At 55.7% G+C, this 18,791-nt stretch carries 10 protein-coding genes; 2 read left to right on the top strand and 8 right to left on the bottom strand.

Annotation, left to right across the window (positions count from 1 at the left end; all coding sequences use genetic code 11):
- Nucleotides 1-175 precede the first annotated feature (175 nt).
- From DXT74_RS17590 to DXT74_RS17570, 5 genes are all read right to left on the bottom strand, one after another.
- Nucleotides 176-1,669, bottom strand: coding sequence for a DUF3138 family protein (locus DXT74_RS17590; protein ID WP_194426614.1), 1,494 nt, complete (start codon nucleotides 1,667-1,669; stop codon nucleotides 176-178).
- 257 nt (nucleotides 1,670-1,926) lie between these two features.
- Nucleotides 1,927-3,048 (bottom strand): extracellular solute-binding protein, encoded by a 1,122-nt coding sequence (locus tag DXT74_RS17585; RefSeq protein WP_194426613.1) that lies wholly within the window; start codon nucleotides 3,046-3,048, stop codon nucleotides 1,927-1,929.
- Nucleotides 3,049-3,101: 53 nt separating this feature from the next.
- Nucleotides 3,102-4,238 carry a DUF917 domain-containing protein gene (locus DXT74_RS17580; RefSeq protein ID WP_194426612.1) on the bottom strand — a complete coding sequence of 379 codons (1,137 nt, stop codon included), beginning with the start codon at nucleotides 4,236-4,238 and terminating at the stop codon, nucleotides 3,102-3,104.
- Complete coding sequence (locus DXT74_RS17575; RefSeq protein ID WP_194426611.1) at nucleotides 4,235-5,782, bottom strand: hydantoinase/oxoprolinase N-terminal domain-containing protein; 1,548 nt, start codon at nucleotides 5,780-5,782, stop codon at nucleotides 4,235-4,237. Before DXT74_RS17575 ends, DXT74_RS17580 begins: the two co-directional genes overlap by 4 nt.
- 159 nt (nucleotides 5,783-5,941) lie before the next feature.
- Complete coding sequence (locus DXT74_RS17570; protein WP_194426610.1) at nucleotides 5,942-6,442, bottom strand: Lrp/AsnC family transcriptional regulator; 501 nt, start codon at nucleotides 6,440-6,442, stop codon at nucleotides 5,942-5,944.
- Between the two features lie 1,003 nt (nucleotides 6,443-7,445).
- Between DXT74_RS17570 and DXT74_RS17565 the strand changes: the two genes are divergently transcribed.
- Nucleotides 7,446-9,182, top strand: a complete 1,737-nt coding sequence (locus DXT74_RS17565; RefSeq protein ID WP_194426609.1) for an RNA-directed DNA polymerase — start codon at nucleotides 7,446-7,448, stop codon at nucleotides 9,180-9,182.
- A gap of 304 nt (nucleotides 9,183-9,486) precedes the next feature.
- Complete coding sequence (locus DXT74_RS17560; RefSeq protein ID WP_194426608.1) at nucleotides 9,487-11,334, top strand: alpha/beta hydrolase; 1,848 nt, start codon at nucleotides 9,487-9,489, stop codon at nucleotides 11,332-11,334.
- A gap of 317 nt (nucleotides 11,335-11,651) precedes the next feature.
- On the opposite strand, the gene DXT74_RS17555 is transcribed toward DXT74_RS17560, so the two are convergent.
- The 3 genes from DXT74_RS17555 to DXT74_RS17545 all read right to left on the bottom strand — a co-directional run bounded on the left by DXT74_RS17555 (nucleotide 11,652) and on the right by DXT74_RS17545 (nucleotide 18,700).
- Nucleotides 11,652-12,506 (bottom strand): HNH endonuclease, encoded by an 855-nt coding sequence (locus tag DXT74_RS17555; protein ID WP_194426607.1) that lies wholly within the window; start codon nucleotides 12,504-12,506, stop codon nucleotides 11,652-11,654.
- A gap of 3 nt (nucleotides 12,507-12,509) precedes the next feature.
- The gene (locus DXT74_RS17550) at nucleotides 12,510-14,072 is read right to left on the bottom strand and encodes an AAA family ATPase (RefSeq protein WP_194426606.1); all 1,563 of its coding nucleotides are present in this window, start codon (nucleotides 14,070-14,072) and stop codon (nucleotides 12,510-12,512) included.
- Nucleotides 14,073-14,269: 197 nt separating this feature from the next.
- Entirely contained in the window at nucleotides 14,270-18,700 is a 4,431-nt protein-coding gene (locus DXT74_RS17545) for an NACHT domain-containing NTPase (RefSeq protein ID WP_196783784.1), read from the bottom strand.
- Between the last annotated feature and the right edge of the window lie 91 nt (nucleotides 18,701-18,791).

Genomic DNA, 18,791 nt, shown 5'->3' with positions numbered 1-18,791 from the left:
GAGGCGCAACGCGGGATCAGGGGTTTTGTTATCGGGTCTAAAGGTACAGCCCGCCCCTTTGCGTCTTCCTGAAGCGGACGCAGGGGCTGTTAACATTCATCGTTGCAAATCGGTGGGGAAAAAAATCCCTGCATCCGGGGGATGCAGGGCAAGCATGCGCGGGGGCGCTCACGGATCAAAAGGTGTAGATGAGGCTGCTGCCGATCAGGTTGTTGCTTTTGCTCCAGCTGCCGTCGCTTCTCTGGAACACCGCCTGATCCGCCCAGTCGTGTCGATATTCGAACTTTACGGTGAGTTGCGAGGTGGGGTAGAGCATGAAGTCCAGCGCCACGTCCTGGCGTCTGGCGCCGCGGCAATCCAGCCCGCCGTTGTTGGAAGCGGCCAAACAGGCCGGGGCAATGCCGAAGCCGTTGACGCCATCGGTGCCGGCGGAGGCCTGCATCCCACTCAGCGCCGTGCCGCCGGTATAGGTGGTGCCGGCGCCGCCTCCGTTGCGGCCGGTATCCAGGTAGTCCCAGCGCAGAGCGGACCCAAGCAGGCCAAGCGGTGCGAAGCTCCACTTGCGCACGGCCAGCAGCGAGGCGCCCCACCAGCTTGCGTCCCCGCCGTTCCAGGCCGCGGATTTTTGACGGCCGAAGTCCAGCTCAGCGTTGAATGTGAAATCGGCGGCCACGTAGGCGGCGTCCAACTCGGTGAACATATAGGGCGTGAACGGTTTGTCGCTCAGGCAGTTCAAGCCGTAGCGGCCGGCGGGGCAACTGCTCTGCGCATTGCCGGAGTAGACCGATTGCCTCCCTAGCGCCGCGGACCAGCCCCAGTCCCAGAGGCCTTTTACCTTGTCGATCCGCCATGTCAGCGTTGGCGTCCGGTTGCTTTGCGCTCCGCCGTCGGCATTCTCCGCCAAGTGGGGATGGGTGCGATTCTGCTCATTGCCGAGCAGCACTTTCCAGGTGTAATCGCCGCTGTCGGTTGAACCGGTATAGCCCAGGCCGACAAAATAGCCCGGCACGCTGAAATCGTAGAGCAGGTTATGGCTTAGCGTGGGCAAGATGTTGGACTGCTGAGATTCGTAGCCGGACACGCTGGGCATCAGGCCGGCGATGATCTGCTGAGTGCTGCTCAAGGGCAAGGTGACTTGGGCGGCGTTGAATAGCCCGCCTCCGGACCCGCCGTCCAGGGTGACGTTACCGGCGCCGCGGTTGGGCATGATCTGGATCTCGGCGAAGGGCGCGGTGGGGCCGGTGCCGAAAATTTTCTTGATGTCCAGGTATACGTCGCCGATTGAGCTGTTGTAGTAGCTGTAATTGTTGCTGTGGTCCAGGAAGCGGAAGCCGCTGTCTTTCGCGTTGGCGTTATAGAGGTAGACCGGGTCCAGATAACCGGTGACCGACAGGCCGGCGATGGGGCCGGTGCTGGCGGCATCGGTGAGCGACTGCAGCATCAATTCCTGTTTGTTCAGGCGCTGCTTGATCTCTTCGCTCTCGTCCGCCCGCGCGGATTCGCCGGAAGGCGTGATACCGGCGTTCTTGAGCGCATTCTCCAAAGCCTCGACCTTATGCTGCAGGGCTTCCAGCCGCGCCGCCGCATCGCTGTCGCTGTCGCTGGCCGAGGCGGCCAATGCGACCGGGGGCAAAGCTGCAATCAGCGCAGCCCCAAGCAGTGCCTTCATCTCTTTCTCCATCTCCATCTCCTTTGCGCTTATTGGTCTTGGAACCTGTTCACGATCTGCTGCGCGTCGTGAAGCGTCGCACGGTGAGTACAAGCTCAAAATGCTCATGTACCCCTCGTACACTCCGCTTTTTCGCTCGTTTTCGCCTTGTCTCGCCCTGGCTCGCGAGATCGTGAACAGGTTCTTAGGACATGACTTCCCCGCACCCTCCGCCTGACAGCGGGGGCGTTATTCTTGAAATATTCAGGGAGCGCCGGTTAGCGTCCGGCTTTGAGTTCGGTGAATTCCCGGTTGATCAGGCGAGTGATCGCCGGGGGGACATCCTGTTCGAGAATCAGACGGCTGCGGTCCGCGTCCGAGGGGTAAATCATCGTGTCATTGGCGATATCGGGCGAGACAAGGTTTCGCACCGCCTTCACGGCGCTTGGGAATTTGATTTCAGAGGTGATTTCCGCCGCAATATCCGGGCGCAGCAGGAAGTTGATGAACTTCAGGGCGTTGTCCATATGCGGCGCGTCGGCCGGAATGGCCATCAAGGTAATCCATAAGGGGGCGCCTTCCTTGGGGATCACAAACTTCAGATCGGTGGAGTGCCCGGCTTCCTTTGCGCGTAGTTTGGCGGTTAATACATCGCCCGAGAACGCGGTGGAAACGCATAAGTTGCCGTTGGCCATTTCGTCGATATAAGTGGTCGCGTTGAATTGAGTGACGTAAGGGCGGACCTTCTTCAAATGCGTAAACGCTGCCTTATAGTCGGCCGGCGATTTGGAGTTGGGGTTCAGGCGGAGTTTGAGCAAGACGTCGGCTGCCGTCTCCGCCCCGTTGTCCACCAGGGAGACCCCACAGCCCTTCAGCTTGGCCACCCACTTGGGGTCGAAAACCAGATCCCAGCTGTCCACCGGCGCTTCGCTGCCAAGGCGTTTCCGGACTTCCGTGGCGTTGTAGGCCACACCGGTCACGCCGTAGATATAAGGCACTGCGTAGCTGGCTTTGGGGTCAACATTCATCAAGGCCTTGCTGATCTGCGGATCTATATTCTTGATGTTGGGAATCTTCTTCTGGTCAAGCTTGGCAAATAGTCCGGCTCCCACCTCTTTGATAAAGTAACTGCTGCTGGGAAAGACCACGTCGTAATTAGAGTGGCCAACCATCAGCTTGGTCAGCAGCGTATCGTCGGTATCGTAAATGTCGTAGCGGACCTTGATGCCGGTTTCCTTCTCGAATTTGCGTACGGTGTCGCGGCCGATATTCATCGAGAAGTTGTAGACGTTAAGCGTGTTGTCGTCCCCAGCCCTGGCGCTGTTGCTCATGGCCAGAAGAGAGGACAGCAAACCGGCGCAAACCCAACCGGCGGTCAAACGAGATGCGGATTGCTTCATTTGGATGCTCCCTGCGGTATTGGATCAAAGCTAAGCCGTATGTATGCCTGGGGTTAGCCGGCAATCCGTTCCGGCTGACTGGGGTTGGCATGGCGCCGCAACGGTTTGATGTAGTCCGCCGCCGGCTTGTAGTCCATGTCGTAGCCGAACGCTCTCGGGCCAACTACGTCCAGCGCCTGCGGAGTGCGCAAGAGCGGCGAGGCGGGCAGGACGATGACCGATACCCGGAGGCCGAAACGAATTTCCTCGGTTGCTATCGGTTGGCCGGATTCGGAGTCCAGCACGCAAATGAGATCAGGCACGGTGGCCACGACCTCGCCGTTGACGCGGGCGATCAGGTTTTCGTTCTGGAAGTCGATCACCATGCTCAATCCGGAATGACCATCCAGACCGTCCAGTTCAACTTGGCCGCGAGCAAAGCCATTGCTGGTGGCGCGGCTAACGTCCGAAATCTTGCCTTTGAAGAGCAAGCGGCCATTGTTTTCCGCGAGCAGCGCGCTGATGGGGTCTATTTTGTTGTCGCGCGCGTCGCTGATTTGTTTGCCCAAACTCCAGGCCTGGCTGATGGTGTGATGGACGCCGTGGTTTTTGATTTCCAGCCCGGTCATCGGCGCTAGCGCGAACCCGGCGGAACAGCCCATCGCCGTTGTGCTGGCACGCGCCAGTTTTTCCAGCCAGTGGAAGGAAATGACATGGCGGAATACCACGACATTGCCTTTGTCGTCCGACAGCGCAAAGGGAGAAACCGGACAGCCGGCGATGGCAAGCGTGCTCATCTGCATCTCAGGGAAAGCGCGGCCCATCCCGTCGGCGTCGACAACCGGCAGGCCGGTGAGCGCGGCGACAATCATCGGTTCAAAGCAATTGGACCCGCCTATTTCGTCGGTCATCAAGGCTCGGGCCTGGATCTTGGACTCGCTCTCCACCGCCCGGAAAGCACGCAGGCATTCTTGCCCTTCTTCGATTTTTTCGAAGCCCACCGTTGGCGCTCCAATGCCGGCGACACAGATAATGGCGTCCTCATCATTCAGCGCGTCCGGCGACATTACCTCGATGGTTCGGCCTGCGCGCAATTGTTCGCGCGCGCGCAATTTTCCAAGGTAGGAGTTGCCGCCGCCGCCCGTGCCCAAGACGGCCGCCCCCAGGGCGATGTAATCCAGGTCTTGTTCGTTCAGAATCCAGTTTTTCATGCCAGCAAATCTCCGATGGCTTTTACGCGGATGCGTGTTGCATTGTTCGGCAGGTAGGCCAGAGGGGTTTCGTCCACCTCCACGATGTCTACCGTGTCGGGGTTGGCCCCGGCGGCGACGGCTTTCTGCCGGGCCTCGGTTTTGGCCGCCTCCAGAGCCGCGGCGCGTTGGTCTCGCCCCACGGAAAAGATCCTGTCCACTTCGCCGGAGATTTGAGCGATTGCCGCCCCAACGGCATTGGCCGACGCGTAATGAGGAGGGCGAATCACCCGGCAGTTGCCGATGAGCTCGCCTTTGACCAGCACGGAGCCGCCGCCAGTGAGAATGACCGGGATATCCTGCTTGCCGGGCTTCATCCGTTCGATGCCGGCTGAAAGCATGTCTTGCATCCGGTCGACGGCGCGGTCGACCAGCGCGGGAGAGAGATCGCCCAGCATGGCGGGGTTGCCCAGAACCAGCATCCCGTGCGCGACGGCGATATCGGTGGCGGTGAGGGTGTCGCCGCCGAATATCCTGGCTTGTTGCTTGAGCCGGTAACCCACCGAGACCGGGCCGATGGAGAGGTCGCTTCCAGCGCTATTGACGATGGAACCGCCGCCAAGGCCAACGGACAAAACATCCGGCATTTTGAAATTGGTCCGCACGCCGGCAATTTCCGCGCCTTGCACCCGCTCCCGCGGAAAGCCCTCAACCAGCAGGCCGATGTCCGAAGTGGTGCCGCCGATATCGATCACAATGGCGTTTTTCAGCCCGGACAAAAACGCCGCGCCGCGCATGGAATTGGTTGGGCCGGAGGCGAGCGTGAAGATGGGGAAACGCTCGGCATAGGCCGCGCTCATCAAGGTCCCGTCGTTCTGAGTCAGGTAGAGCGGACAGTTGAGCTCCAGCCTCGCGAGGGCTTGGGACAGCGCCGATAAGGTTTTCTTGCCCAGCTGGTGCAAGCTGGCGTTGAGGATGCAGGCGCTTTCCCGCGCCAGCAAGCCAAGCCGGCCCACCTCATGGGACAGAGAGACCCTGGCTCCGGGAATTTCGGACATCACGATGTCGCGCGCCCGTTCTTCATCGTCGGCCTTGACTGGGGCAAACACGGAACAGATCGCAATGGAAGTCAGGCCAAGTTCTTTGATATCGCGGCAGGCTGCCTTCAGCTTGGCCACGTCCAGCTCGGCGATGGGCGCGCCGTCGTATTCCGCGCCGCCGGGCAATGCGGACACATAGCCGGAGACTTGCTCGCGCAGCGCCGGCGGCCAATCCACCATCGGCGGCAGGGAAGCGGTGGCGTTGCCGCACAAGCGCAGCACCGCCACCTTGTTCAGCCCATTGCCTTCAATCAAGGCATTCAGGAAATGAGTGGTGCCTATCATCACGGCGGACACGTTGTTCGCCGTGATAGCGCCCTTCGCCATCACAACCGCCAGGGCGCTGGTGACCCCGGTGATGACATCTTCGGTAGTGGGAAGCTTGACGCTTTCCACCACCTGCTGGCCCTTGAGCACGACAGCGTCCGTGTTGGTGCCGCCGACGTCGATACCGATTCTGTACATTACACTTCCTCTATGCCGATGTCGTATTGATCGTTGCGATACGTTTAGAGCTGCTAACAAAACCTCGCAGAGAACCTGAGCCAAGGCGCGCCGACGCAGGCCGTACAAGTGGTACGACAAGGAGGCGCAACGCAGGATCAGGGGTTTTGTTAGCGGGTCTTATTGTTGGTTTTGCAGCTTGGCCCTCAATTTCTCGGCGGATTTGGTCTTCCAGCCAAAGGTTTTGAGGATGGAAAGCAGGATGACTACGTTGGTGGCGCGTACGCCTGGGATTTTCCCGATCACCGTGTCGACGAACTCGAGCAATTCCAGGTTGGTGGCGGCCGACATGGCCATGGCGATGGCTTGGCCGCCGGAGGTGATCGCCACATAGTTGATGCACTCAAAGTCCACCAGCCGGTTGGCCACCTCGGACACCTTGCCGGGCTCGACATCGATGGTGACGTCGGCCAGCACGCTGGCGCCAACGGCCGATGGGTCCGGCATGGCGCCTACATAGATGAGCTTGTTTTCGATCATGGCGGCGAGACGGGTGCGGACGGTCCGTTCCGAGATGTCTCCGATTCTTGTCGCAATCTCGGAGGGGGAGAGCCGGCCGTTATCGCCGAGTGCTTCCACGATGGCCAGGTCCAACTCATCAAGCTTGTATTCATCTGCCACTTCGGTTTCCTTTTGGGTTATGAGGCGCCGGCATGCCGGCACGCCACGAGATGATCTGAGTTCAGATTAAATCTGTCATGTTCTTGAGTCAAAGCTATTTTTCCATTTTCGGAATATTTGTTTGATTTAAGTTCCGAAATAGGAAAATAAAGCCACATTTAGCAGGGGTGTGACCCTCCGTGACATGTGAGAGAAGTAGCGGCTACAGGGGCACGGGCCACTCCTCACTGGCTTTGGACAGGCTCTTGGGTGGGGGAGGAGAAGTGAAGAAGGGGGCGTCGCTTGGCGAGAGCTCCACTGCAGGCGGACTCTGTTAATCGGGGAGAAAATGGAAGCCATTGTCCATTGTCCATTGGCTGGCCGCTGGCTGTCCAAGACAGGTCGGCCATTGATCCCCCGGCGCAACGCGGCCGGACAGACTGCTCGGCTCCTATCACGTGCAGGAAAACTTTGCCTCGGCCATCCGGCATCGCCTACAAGGCCATGCGCATTCCGGCGCACCACCAGTTCGCGTTGAACAAACCGATACGCCGCCCCAATGCCAACAACCCTGGACATGGAGAAGGTGCAAGCAATCTGGTGTACCGGGAGCTGTGGCAGGAGATGTTGGGGCGGCTTAAGTGGGGAGAGTTGAGGGGGAAGCCTAGTAGCAGTTGCTCAGGGTCTCGGAATTGGCCAAAGCGGCCGTTGGTAACTGCTGGGCTGAGCTGCCGGAGTTGTGTAGATTGTTGCCCCTGGCTGAATCCATAGCCGTAAGCGAGCACTCCTTTTAGTATCGAGCTAATGACAAATATTTGAGTGGGTCTGTCGGGCAGCCCAACGCGGTAGCTATCTCCTATTTCGAAACTTCGAAAAGCAATTCGTGATGTGCTTCTATTAGTACGCATGCGAGCTTAGCGGAAGCAGGTGGTTTGATTTGCCATAAAATATGACGAGCGATATATCTGGGTGCTTTCGGTACTGCGCACACAGGACAACAAATACAAGGGTAAGGATTCGGACAATGGATAGAGTGCAACGGCTTCTGAAACTCGGGTATCTGCCTTCCCAACTTCCCCCTTCATTCACTACGCGCGATCTTGCTTCGAACTACATAGCGTTTATGACCGAATGGAGTGCTCTTGTGCCTGAGAGGGAGGGTAAAAAAGGCACACTCAAATCCCCTGACACGAAAGCCGAGATTTTCAGCGTCGCGCGCGTTGGTCATCAGCGCCGAACCATTAGCCTACCCAACCCCGTTGCCCAGACATACATATCGTTCAGGGTGGTCGAGCATTGGGGAAAGATTGTCTCCCTCTACAGAAAATCGAAACTAAGTGCTAGCCGGCCACGATTCCTTCGGAACGGCGGCCGCGCTACCAGCATCACCCCGATGCAGTTCCTATATGACCGTAAAATCGCCAAGTCGGCCGGCTACAGGTACATGTTGAAAACTGATCTATCCCGGTTCTTCCCGACGATTTACACCCATTCAGTTCCCTGGGCAGTGCACACGAAGTCCAAAGCAAAAAAGAATCGCGGGCTCACCGCGAAATGGTTTGGCAACCTTCTAGACTTGGATCTCCGACAGTGCCAGGATGGTCAGACTATCGGGATTCCGATTGGCCCGGATACGTCCCACATTATCGCCGAGGTGGTGGCGACAGCCGTAGATCTCGAGTTCCATAAACATTTCAAGGGCTGGCCAGCTGGATTCCGCTATGTGGATGACTATTTCCTGTTTTTCGAGACGGCCAAGGATGCGGAGCGGGCATTGGCCGCGCTCATTCGCTCCCTTCGAGAGTTCGAGCTCCAAATCAATTTCGAGAAGACCAAGACTTGTCCCGTCATAGAAATCACTGAGGATTTTTGGACACATAAGCTGCGGGCCTTCGACATCGCTCCGAAGGGACGGCGGCACGCCTCCGATCTGAATCACTTCTTCGAACTAGCCAAAGACCTCGCCAGGGAGAACTTCGACGAGAGCGTCATGCTTTACGCTCTCAAGCGTGTGTCTGCCACTATCGTCAGAAAGCAGTACTGGGATACGTTTGAGGCCCACTTGTGCCATGTTGCGATGGCATATCCGAACACATTACAAATCGTAGCTAGAATCCTGTTGTCATATTCGCGAGTCGGATATCCGCTCGGAAAAGGTAGACTTTCTCGCATGATCACCGCGGTAATCGAGGACCATTCCTCTCTCGGGCACCACAGCGAAGTCGCATGGAGCCTGTGGATGGCTAAGGAGCTTGACCTTGTCTTAACCATGAGAAACGTCGACTCTATTGCTGAAATGAACAGCTCGGTGTGTGCGTTGTTGCTGATGGATATGGACGCCGCGGGAAAACTGCCAAAGGCACCGCCCTCCACCCTTTGGCGAAACCATCAAACTACCGATGCCCTCTGGGGTGAGCTGTGGCTTCTATCCTACGAGGCCGGCGTTCGAGGTTGGGGCGGCTTCACCTCCACGCATGTGGCCGCCGACCCGTATTTCTCCATATTGATGAATGCGGGAGTCCGCTTTTACGATGACACGGTGAAGCTTCCCCCATTGTTCCAGGTCAAGCCGGTCGCATTGAAAGCCAAAAATCTGGAAAGCGAGAACGATTTCTTCGATTTAGACTTCGACGACCTCGAAGAATTGGTACTACATGACCCAGGGGATGGCTCCTACGAGCACGGCCTGCTTTTCTCCGAAGAACAAAAGGAAGACGAGGGGAGCCACGATACGGAAGAGACTTATACGGGTCAGTTCTAACTCTCTGGCCTCGAACTGCCATGGTTTCCCTAGAAGCATTTGGGTCGTGTACCGTCTGTCGAGCGTGATAGCAATGAACATTCATTGCCAAAGCAGTCCGCTAGACTATCTGCTCTTAGTATCTGCTCAGGGCCACATATAAACGGGCATTTTTCTGTTCTGATGATCTATATTGCATCGACTGATCCATTTTGCATTATTCGTGAGATGGTATGTGTGGCAGTTACCTATGGCGACTCGCACATGGGCAAGAGCCTTAAGTATTGGATGGTGATCGATTGCTCGAGTGGAGGCGGGTGCCATCATGAAAACGCTCATCAGCTTTCTCTTCGGCCTATTCATCGTGCAACTACTTCCGCCTTGGCCTCTCAATGCCCATGGCGGAGATGCTCAGGCCGTTTGGATAGTACAACGCAGTCCAGTCGAGCTGAACAATTTGTCCGACGTAGCCCACGCCCATATCCGGCTCCTTGGGGGGGCGTCCGATACAAAGACCCGGCGGGCTATCGTCCGTGAGGCGCGACAAATCTTTCCAGTCGAATCCATCCAGGACAACATGCAAGTGGCGGTGGGGGGTATCAGCCGGGCGCAAGCTAGCTATGCACTTGCGCAGCTTGCTCACTTGGCCAACGGTCAGGTCAGCATCATGGCAGGTGTGTTTTCCATTGAAGGACAGGCCCGTTCGGATCAGAACGCACATACGCTGATGGTGGAGATCCAGGCAAGCCTGCCATCTGATCTGAAGGCCGGAAACTTGGCCATCACACCGGCGAGGGTTCCGCTTTTTACTTGGACTGTTAGCCGGCTCAAAAATGGTTTGCAGTTCGATGGCTTTGTACCTTCTGATGATGCCAAGCAGGCTCTGTTGACCGACGCCAAGTACCAGTTCCCTAACGTCGACATTTATGACAACACGGTCGTGGCTCAGGGCGCACCAAAGGGCTTTCTCAGTAACGCGCGGGCTGGTCTGATGCAGATGACCCGCGTCAATACTGGTATGGCTAGGTTGACCGAATCGAAGGTCTTTGTGTTTGGCGAAGTCGATCCAAAGAGATACGAGATAAGCCTTACCACGGTGAACCTGGGACCAGACAGGTCACCCAAGAGTATATCTAGTAAGTCAGTGGAACCGACCAAGTTGGCAAAAGACGCTGACCTGCGCTCCGTGGACTTCTTGTTTGCTACCGATCGAGCGCGCAAGGCCCAGGGGCGGATAATGGATTTTGGTCCGGAGCGCTCGGACGCACTGGTCTTCGGCTTGGTCCGAGTGCATGTGCCGGACGACCACCGTATCGGCAACATCGAGCTGCCGGACAGCGGGTATCAGTGGTTGGGGCTTACCTTCGGCGAGGAGCAGGCGGACCCTCGAAAACATTTCATCCTGAAGAGCGTGGAGCTACTTAATCGTACTCAGTGGAAGAATCTTGCTGCGAATAAAGGGGATGAGGCGCTGGTCTTTGTGCACGGTTACAACACTTCGTTCGCTGATGCAGTGTTCCGGGCGGCCCAGGTTGTCTGGGATCTGCAGTATAAAGGTACGGCGGTGTTGTTCTCATGGCCTTCCTATGGCGAGAAGCTGCAGTACGAGTGGGATCGTAACAGCGCACTCTTTGCGCGTGCCCATTTCATTGAGCTGATTAAACTTCTGGAGCGGGAGGCAGGCATCAAGAAAGTGCACGTGCTGGCTCATAGCATGGGCAACCTGGTGGTGCTCGATGCCTTGTACAACTACGCGCAGACGGCCTCCCCCCTCAAGATCGGCCAACTAGTTATGGCTGCACCCGATGTGGATGGTGACGAATATAAGCAGGCCGCGACCAAAGTGTCCCAAATCGTAAGCGGCATGACCCTGTACGCATCCTCTGCCGATAAGGCGATGAAAATCTCGCGAGCCTTGGCCAAGCAGTCGCGGGCCGGAGATGTGGTTGGGGGCAAGCCGCTTATCGTGGCCGGCGTCGATGCTATTGACGTAACAACTATGGGAGAGGAGATATTGGGGATGAATCACGATACCTTTGCTGCCAGCCGTTCTCTGATCAACGACATCAACTTGCTGTTACAGGGAATTCGTCCACCTAACCACCGCCTGGCAGAAATCCGCTCCATGCCGGAAGGAGCTGGGAGGCCAATGTTCTGGCGCTATGCCCCCTGAGTATCCGCTCCTGAGCGATAGCGGTCATGCTAATACATCGGCATGGCTATCCTCTATGACCGACAATCCCCCCATAACCGCTTTGAGGTAGTACTTGCACAATAAGAGCTAGCAGTGAACAAGCAGAAATGGCGCGCCAGATCAAAATCTTGGCGCGCCATTTTTACGCATTTAGCATTATTGAAAAACGGTACTTCCGATCCATCCAGAATCTTTGCAAGTTGCACTACCTGGTCAGTGACTTGCTTTGAAGTTTTCAGACGAAGAGCATCTTGTGGCCCAAACTTAGCAAGGTGCCTTTCCGGCATGCTAAACGATTAGATAGGATGAGTCTGCACCTTCACAACCTCAAAGCCTCCATCGCAAAATTCATCGTTGGTAGCTAACGCCTGATAGAGTTTGACCAACCAATAGTTAGGCCCAAAAACCTCTTTGAAGTCCTCCGAACCTTCAAGCAGCTTCGCTGCTACCCGCTCAGCATCTTCACCTTGTCCATAGGCTCTCTTGAGCGCCGGATATTGACCACCAAGATGCTCAAGACCCATTCGGCGGTAGCGATCTGCCAAATCAAGTTCGGTGAAGTGAGATTGGAGATGGCGAAATGTTCTTAGGGTCATCCCCGCTGGTCGCATCAGGCGATATGTAACAATCAACGCATCAGCATCCATCCGGACGCGTACAGCGAGAAATTCACTAGCCGGAATAACATCGAAACATGGATGTAGGAACATCCGTATATCCGAGCCCACCTCAAGAATACGATTTTTTTTCCGCGTGTTACAAACCGCACAGCATGGTACGAGGTTCTTTGCAAAGACGGAAAATTCTGGATATCGCTCCTTAGGCAAATAATGGTCGAGCGTCGAGGACTCACTAATCCCACAAAACGGGCAACGCGCTACAGAAATTCGATTCAGAAGATCGCCACGCAATTTGGTCATCGGCGCGGTCTCGACCGTGTAGGCGTGTAGGAGTGCTTCCTTCTGTGTTGCTGTCAGTACAGCCTCCACAAGCCCTCCGACTTCAGGAACGGCATTCTCATAATCTTGATATGCCGCGAGGACGTTAGCGCGTGCGGCGCGCAACTGGGCGCGCCTCTGACGATGTTTTGCAGAAGCTATATCATCGAAGATCGCCGTATTATCAACAGCTAGTAGTTGAATCGCACGCATCCACTAGTCCTCAAGCTCGTCGCGAATGCTTAGCACATAGGACCTCGCAGCGAATCCCAATTTGTGGCCAAACATCACCTCAATATCTTCCAAGGTATTTTGTCGTGCAAGAATCTTCAGCGTCTCGTGCCAATCCGTCGATCCGTCGCCCAGGTTGAATACTTCTTGAGTGATGACGCCAATATTCTCGGCAAAGGTCTCAATCGATGTTGCGACAATTCTGCTTTGGTCCGCAGCACGACGCAGAACCCGCACGTACCTGGCTGGCGTCTCCTGTAATACGACTGGGGAATGAGTGGCAATGATTGCATAGCCGTCGAATGTATCGAGGCATGAGCGCACACTCTTCAGGAACGCTGCGAGCAGCGGTGGATGTAGATGGGTCTCAGGTTCATCGATAAGAACAAGCGTCGGCTCCGAGCCTGCGATGTGAGCAGTCAATTCCACTACGATCTTCAGGACTACTTTGTGCCCGCTGCTCAGCTTGCGGAAAAGATCGCCGAGTTCATCGTAATCACGATTGGCAATTAGCTGTGTCAACCCAATGCGTTGAAAGGAGGGGTCGCGCAGAAGAGGTTTCAGCACCTCAAGAAGATCTTGTAATCTACCTGCCTCACGAACACGCTTGAGCGCCAATAGAAACTCAGCTTCAATTTCGTCTGGTGTGCGCAGGCGGTAGGCTTGTTTACCGTGTGGCGCATTATCGTCTGACAACTCACGCAAACCGCAATAGACATAGCCGAATAACTCCCCCCGCTCTTGAAGCCGCTGTTTCTCAATGTCAGTCCGCCCAGGAATGACGAATGTGTCAAACGCACTGTAGGAAACCACGACTACTGTCTTAAATGGTGGCTGAGTTCCAACGAATCTCCCCGCGGCACTCTGCAATAAATCCTCCTTGGTGTTGTAACCGTAGCCGCTCGCGACGATAGCCAAGTTCGAGAGGAGACGCGTTTTACCGGTTCCGTTGTAACCGATCAGTGCGTTGATTCTGTTGGGAAGGCGACTGCGTCGTCGAAAATCGAAGTCCACTGTGAAGGAATTCGCTTCACGGGCAACACTCGTCTTGAATTTAACTAGGAAACCAGCGTTGCGGCGCTTAGACGGCAGTACTGGGGCACGCAGCAGCCTCGCAGCGTCAGCGACTGTCCGCTCCGCACCTCCAAACCTCAGCAAAGAAACGCGATATCCCTCAGTATCTTCAACACTTGCTTTCACCTCGTCATCGAATGCGACATCTCGCAAGCCTTCGAGGTAGGGCTGGAATATATCTCGACCAAGCTTGTAGAGCGTTTCATAGTAGTTGAGATCGGCACCCAATGAGGCATAGCCGATGGGGAGGCGCTCGAACGGCTTGCGCGGCATTTGAGTGTAGCCGCCAGTCTTTTCGACCTGGATTATTTTTATACTCCCGAGATCGTGACTTTCATCGGGAGAAAGGTGCAGCGTCGCATGAAAGGTGGACTTATAACCGTAGTCATCCCAGTTGTCCTGAATGAGAACGACATGAGGATATCGGTTAGTTTTTGGGGACTCGCCTTCTCTGAAATTAACAATAAACCGCATTCAGTTTCTCTTCCCCTAAAATCTGTAGGAAATGGTTCGCATCAATAAAAAAGCATTTCTTTATTGGCACTACTAGGCTTTGACAAATTGATACCTAATGTACCTACCTATTGCGCTTTTAATAATTATTTGATCACTCAATCAGACTGTGATGATAGTAACCATCGCTGCTGTGAGGCCGGATAACTGTAGTGTTCTTAGGATTTACCTTCTGCCGTTTGTAGGGCATCAAGCTGGCTCGCACTAGGCTTTTCGAAAGTTTGATAGCGATCCAAAGCAACTATCTTGTCGCCATGGGAGTGGAAGATACGAGTAAATGTCCACCGGCCACCAAAGCCTTCGCCATGGCTTCCGCCATACACATTCCTTTCTCCGGCTAGCGACCAGACTGCAACAAGCTTCTCCTGCTTCAGGAATGCTAGGAAAGCTTCGAGGTCAATCAGCGCGGCACTGCGCCCTGTCATGGCCACCGATGGGTCCATGAAACGCACGTTACCATCTGCATCGACATACTTGATTGTCACACCATCGGTAAGGCGCAACCCGAGGCCATCCATCAACCAACCAGCGGGAAGGTTGAGGTTGATGTTCTGGTTAATCGAGGCGTCGTAACCTGAGGACTCGGCCAAATATTCTGCCGTGGTTGGACGGATTCTGATCGCTTGCTTTGCCCCCCTAACGGGGTGCCACCCTCTTATCCATTCGTCGTCGGGCTTGTCTTCGTCGTCATCAAACCGCCAAGACCAAGGATGCTCCCCTAAATAGGCATGTAGGCCGCCGCTGCGGGCCGAAGGCACATCACCACTGCCCTGGAAGTGCTGGTACTCCAGCAGGGATAAAACCTTCTTGAGATCGGTTTGCCTGACCACAAAACACCCGATCCGACGCCAGGTTTCCCGCTCAATAGCTTCGCTACCGCCACGCCACGTTTCAAACCCATTGAGTACCAGCCATCTCCTGCCATCGACCGGATTGGTAACCTCAATGTTATCTTGTCCATCGAATACATCTTGATTGGTATCAAGCCAATCTAGCGCCTGGCTGACCGTTACAGGTTTGAAATCAGGCCCCGGTGGGAGCCAGAAACTCGCCTCATCAAAACGACGCCAACCATCGTCTTCGGTTTGCGTCACTAGCAAAGAGGGATCAATGTTGCGCAGGCGCAAGATGTCGCCCGCATCATCCCTACCTGGTAAAGGCTGGAGGTTATCGGCCATTCTCGCGCAGAGCTCATAAAGCGCAATCCATTGATACTTCTTACCAATGCGCTCCACCCTATGAGTGTGGCGATCATTACTGATTGAGGCATCGAAGTCGCCGTGCAGGGTTTCGGACCATCCGAGATCATGGGCACGCTTGCACACCCAGCGTCGAGCCCAAGCGAGATTGAACTCGGCAGGTTCATCACGGCGATTGCCCATCCGTTGGAACATGCCTTCTTCACGCCAGGCAGATGCCTCCGCACTCCATTGGGCGTATATCTCTTCCCCGACGGCAGCTCGGAAAGCGGCTTTTGCTTGGTCGACAGCCTGGCGCTTCTCCCAATGGTTGGCGTTGGTAACTGCGGACATAACGCTCATAAGCGCCTCATGAGCGGCGAGCATTTCTGGTGATGCCGTTGTGCAGAATCTCTCAAGCCAGCGTTGAGCAAGCTCTTTTGCCGTAGGGATAGGCCCCGAGCCCTTAGTTGCCACACTCCAATCGCTGACAGCGTAGTCAAGCTGATAGCGAGCGAAGTCGCCGTCAAAAACGGTAGAGCTCGTGATCTCATCGCGGTGCTTTGCTCCACCACGGTAAGACCGTTTATAGGCGTCGATCTGTTCTTCGGTGACGTACTCTATGGGCCAGTCGCTCCCGTAGGGCGGATTGGCAAGAAACACATCGAAGTCTTTGGGCAGAGCTCCCTGATGTTCGGCATATAGAACAAGACCACGCGCATGATCGCGAGTCAGGATATTGGCCGGAAAGTCGACACTGACAAAGAGATCCGCATGAAGGTTTTTGACAACCCCCAAAAGCTCATCGGCGCTCCAACGCCCCTGCATGGCCGCACCATAAATTGCAGCGACCAATCGCTCGGTGACATATGCATCATCGAGGATCTTGAAGTGCGACCATAGGCTTCTTGCCAATTCTGGACGGCTGGCTAGAAGTACCACCAGCGCTTTGGTGGCTGTATCACGCACTGTTCGAGCCGAGGTGGTCAGAAACCAGCAAAGTTGAAGTCCTGCCAAGGCTGCACGTTCCGGACGTATCGCCTCCTGATCGGCCTCGCGTATCCAATCGATGAGACGCTTGGTCTGATTGCTGTGCTCGGCCAAATGTGTTGACCAAACGGCGTCTCGATGAGGCATTGGCAAGGTGAGTAATTCCTTGTCGAGCAACTCCGCATTGTGGTCTCGCCCAGGATCAGTCGATAGCGCAATAAGGGTTTCAAACCGTAGTCGAGCCCCACCCACTTCCTCAATTAGCGTCCATGTCCGATCGCTGAAACTTTTGTCGCTTCGAGTTAGCAGGCTTTCTTCAAAAGCCGCGGACACTGCCCATCGATCCGGTAGGCCAGGCATGTCATTCAATTCGACGCCGAACCGTTCGGGCAGTTGTACGGCAAGTGCTTCGATCAAGCCAAGCGTTATCGACGAGTATGCATCCACAACAGCTCTACGAAGCGCCGTATCGCTTGTGAAAGCCGCAACTACGTTGCCGCTGACAATGCTGCGATCAAGGAGGTTGCTGGCGATGGCGTGATCGCTCATACGCTGGAAGGTAAATCGATACTCCTCCTCTGCCTCATCCGTCCAAGATGGCTGCGCGGTCAGCAGGCCCTCGTTCTGAAGTTGAAATAGGAGGTCGTGTTCGGCTGCGATCGTTGATGGAAAGAACGCGGAAATGAGATCGTAAGCACGGCTAGCGGCCACCTCTTCGCGCCCTGTGTCGGCCATCTCCTGTGCGAGGGCGCCGATGCCACGTTCAGCAAAGCGACGCTGGGGCGCGGCGCCGATCTGTTTGGTCACGCGTTTTACTATGGCATCTGTATAAAGCTTGAATATCTCCGTGACACCGCCAAGCCTGCTCGTCAAGATTGCCTGGTCTTCAAGCAAAAGTGCATCGCAACAAATGCGCAGAAACAGCGGTGTTTCAAACTCTTCGATCGAGTTGGGCTCCTCGGCCAAGCTGATCCCGCGCTTTTTGAGATATTGGCGCGCCTGGCGCTCCGAGAAGCCCCCATGCTTGACTCTCGGCAGTCTTTCCTTACCCAGCTCCTCAGGGATGACCAAGCGCTCGTAAGTCGAGCGACAAGATAAAATCAGGCTAATCCACTCAAATCGGCCTACGTCATGCACCAGCCCAGCCAGGCGTTCGGGCCAGATCGCATGACCATTCCTTTCGTTGAGGGCATCAATCATCAGCAAGGTGCGAACGCCCGCAGCTTGACCAGCAGCGTTTAGCGCCCCCAAGAAGGTCCCAGCCTGAAGATCCCGCGGTAGGCCTAGATCCTTCAGAATCTCTTCCCAAGGTTCGGCATCCGGCAACTTGCCACCGAGAACCATAACGGCAGGCCGCTCTTCTTCAATTGCGTGATCGCATACATCAGCCAAAAGATGTGACTTACCAGAGCCCGCCTCTCCAATCACCAATAGCGCACGGGTGTCGATATGATTCCAGTGCTGTTCGGCCAGTTCACGCGTAACACTGTTGATGATTGATAATAGATTCGAGATGGCGGTCGCCAGAGGATTAGGCTGATTCGAAGGAATTGCATCCCTCTGGACGCTATACCAAATCATAACCGTGTTCCGCGCCACCTCAACAGCCTTGCGCAGCGCAGGTATAGAGATCGTTTCGCTTGGTGTTACAGCCGCCAGAATGAGCGCCTTGATGGCATCGTTGCAAGCGGCGACGGCAGCTACGTCGGCGTGGTTGGTTTCCGCCAGCTTCTGTGCAATGGCATGGCCGAATTTGGCCAAATCAGTGAAGAGCCGGGGGTCCAGCGCGGTGGCCTCGATTACGCGCCGAATGGGCAGGTCGATGTGGCTTTCGGGGCTGTAACGCTCACCAAGCCCGATGCGGGTCCGCTCGAAGCTCTTGCGAAACCACTCAGTAGTTAAAAGGGTCTGGTCGAACCAGTAGGCAACTCGGCCAGCGGCGGTAGGGTTTGATGCCGTTAAGCGCTTTTTGAGTTCATAGGCATCCCAACGGTCGATCTCGATCTTTCGGTCCGCCAGCGCGGCCTTGGCGATGCGATCATTCTTCCAAGCATTCCATCGATCCAGTGCGGTCTTGACGTCGGCTTTGCGTGAATCGGCCAGATCAATCGGGAGGCATGCGATGAACCGCGTCATCCGCGGATGCTTGGTGAGCGCTTGACTTAGGGACTCGTCGAGCGACTTGATAGCACTTGCCATGTCCCAATAGTACTTCACCTGCCAGCCAGTCTCGGTCCCGTCAGACAGGGTGGCGAAGCATTCTATGCCACCATCGCCTCCGGGGCCTTTTCGATCGAAGCTGGCTCTCGCAGGGGTTAACTGCTCATCGCCGGCTAGCTGACAGCAAAGTTCTTCAAAGGCACTTGCCTGGGTTTTGCGGTGAAGACGGATTGAAGCGAAATCTATATCGGGCAGCAGCATCGTTTCCGTTCCATCGACTGCGTCGCACAACGCAATCTTAACTTTCAAATAGTTGTATGCAGCCCGGCAGATGATACTTGCCTGTGGCACG

Source organism: Chromobacterium sp. Rain0013 (assembly GCF_015291765.1).
In the GTDB taxonomy this organism is placed as follows: Bacteria; Pseudomonadota; Gammaproteobacteria; order Burkholderiales; family Chromobacteriaceae; genus Chromobacterium; species Chromobacterium haemolyticum.
The sequence above is the reverse complement of the archived record's forward strand: the minus strand, read 5'-3'. Positions and strand labels throughout refer to the sequence as shown.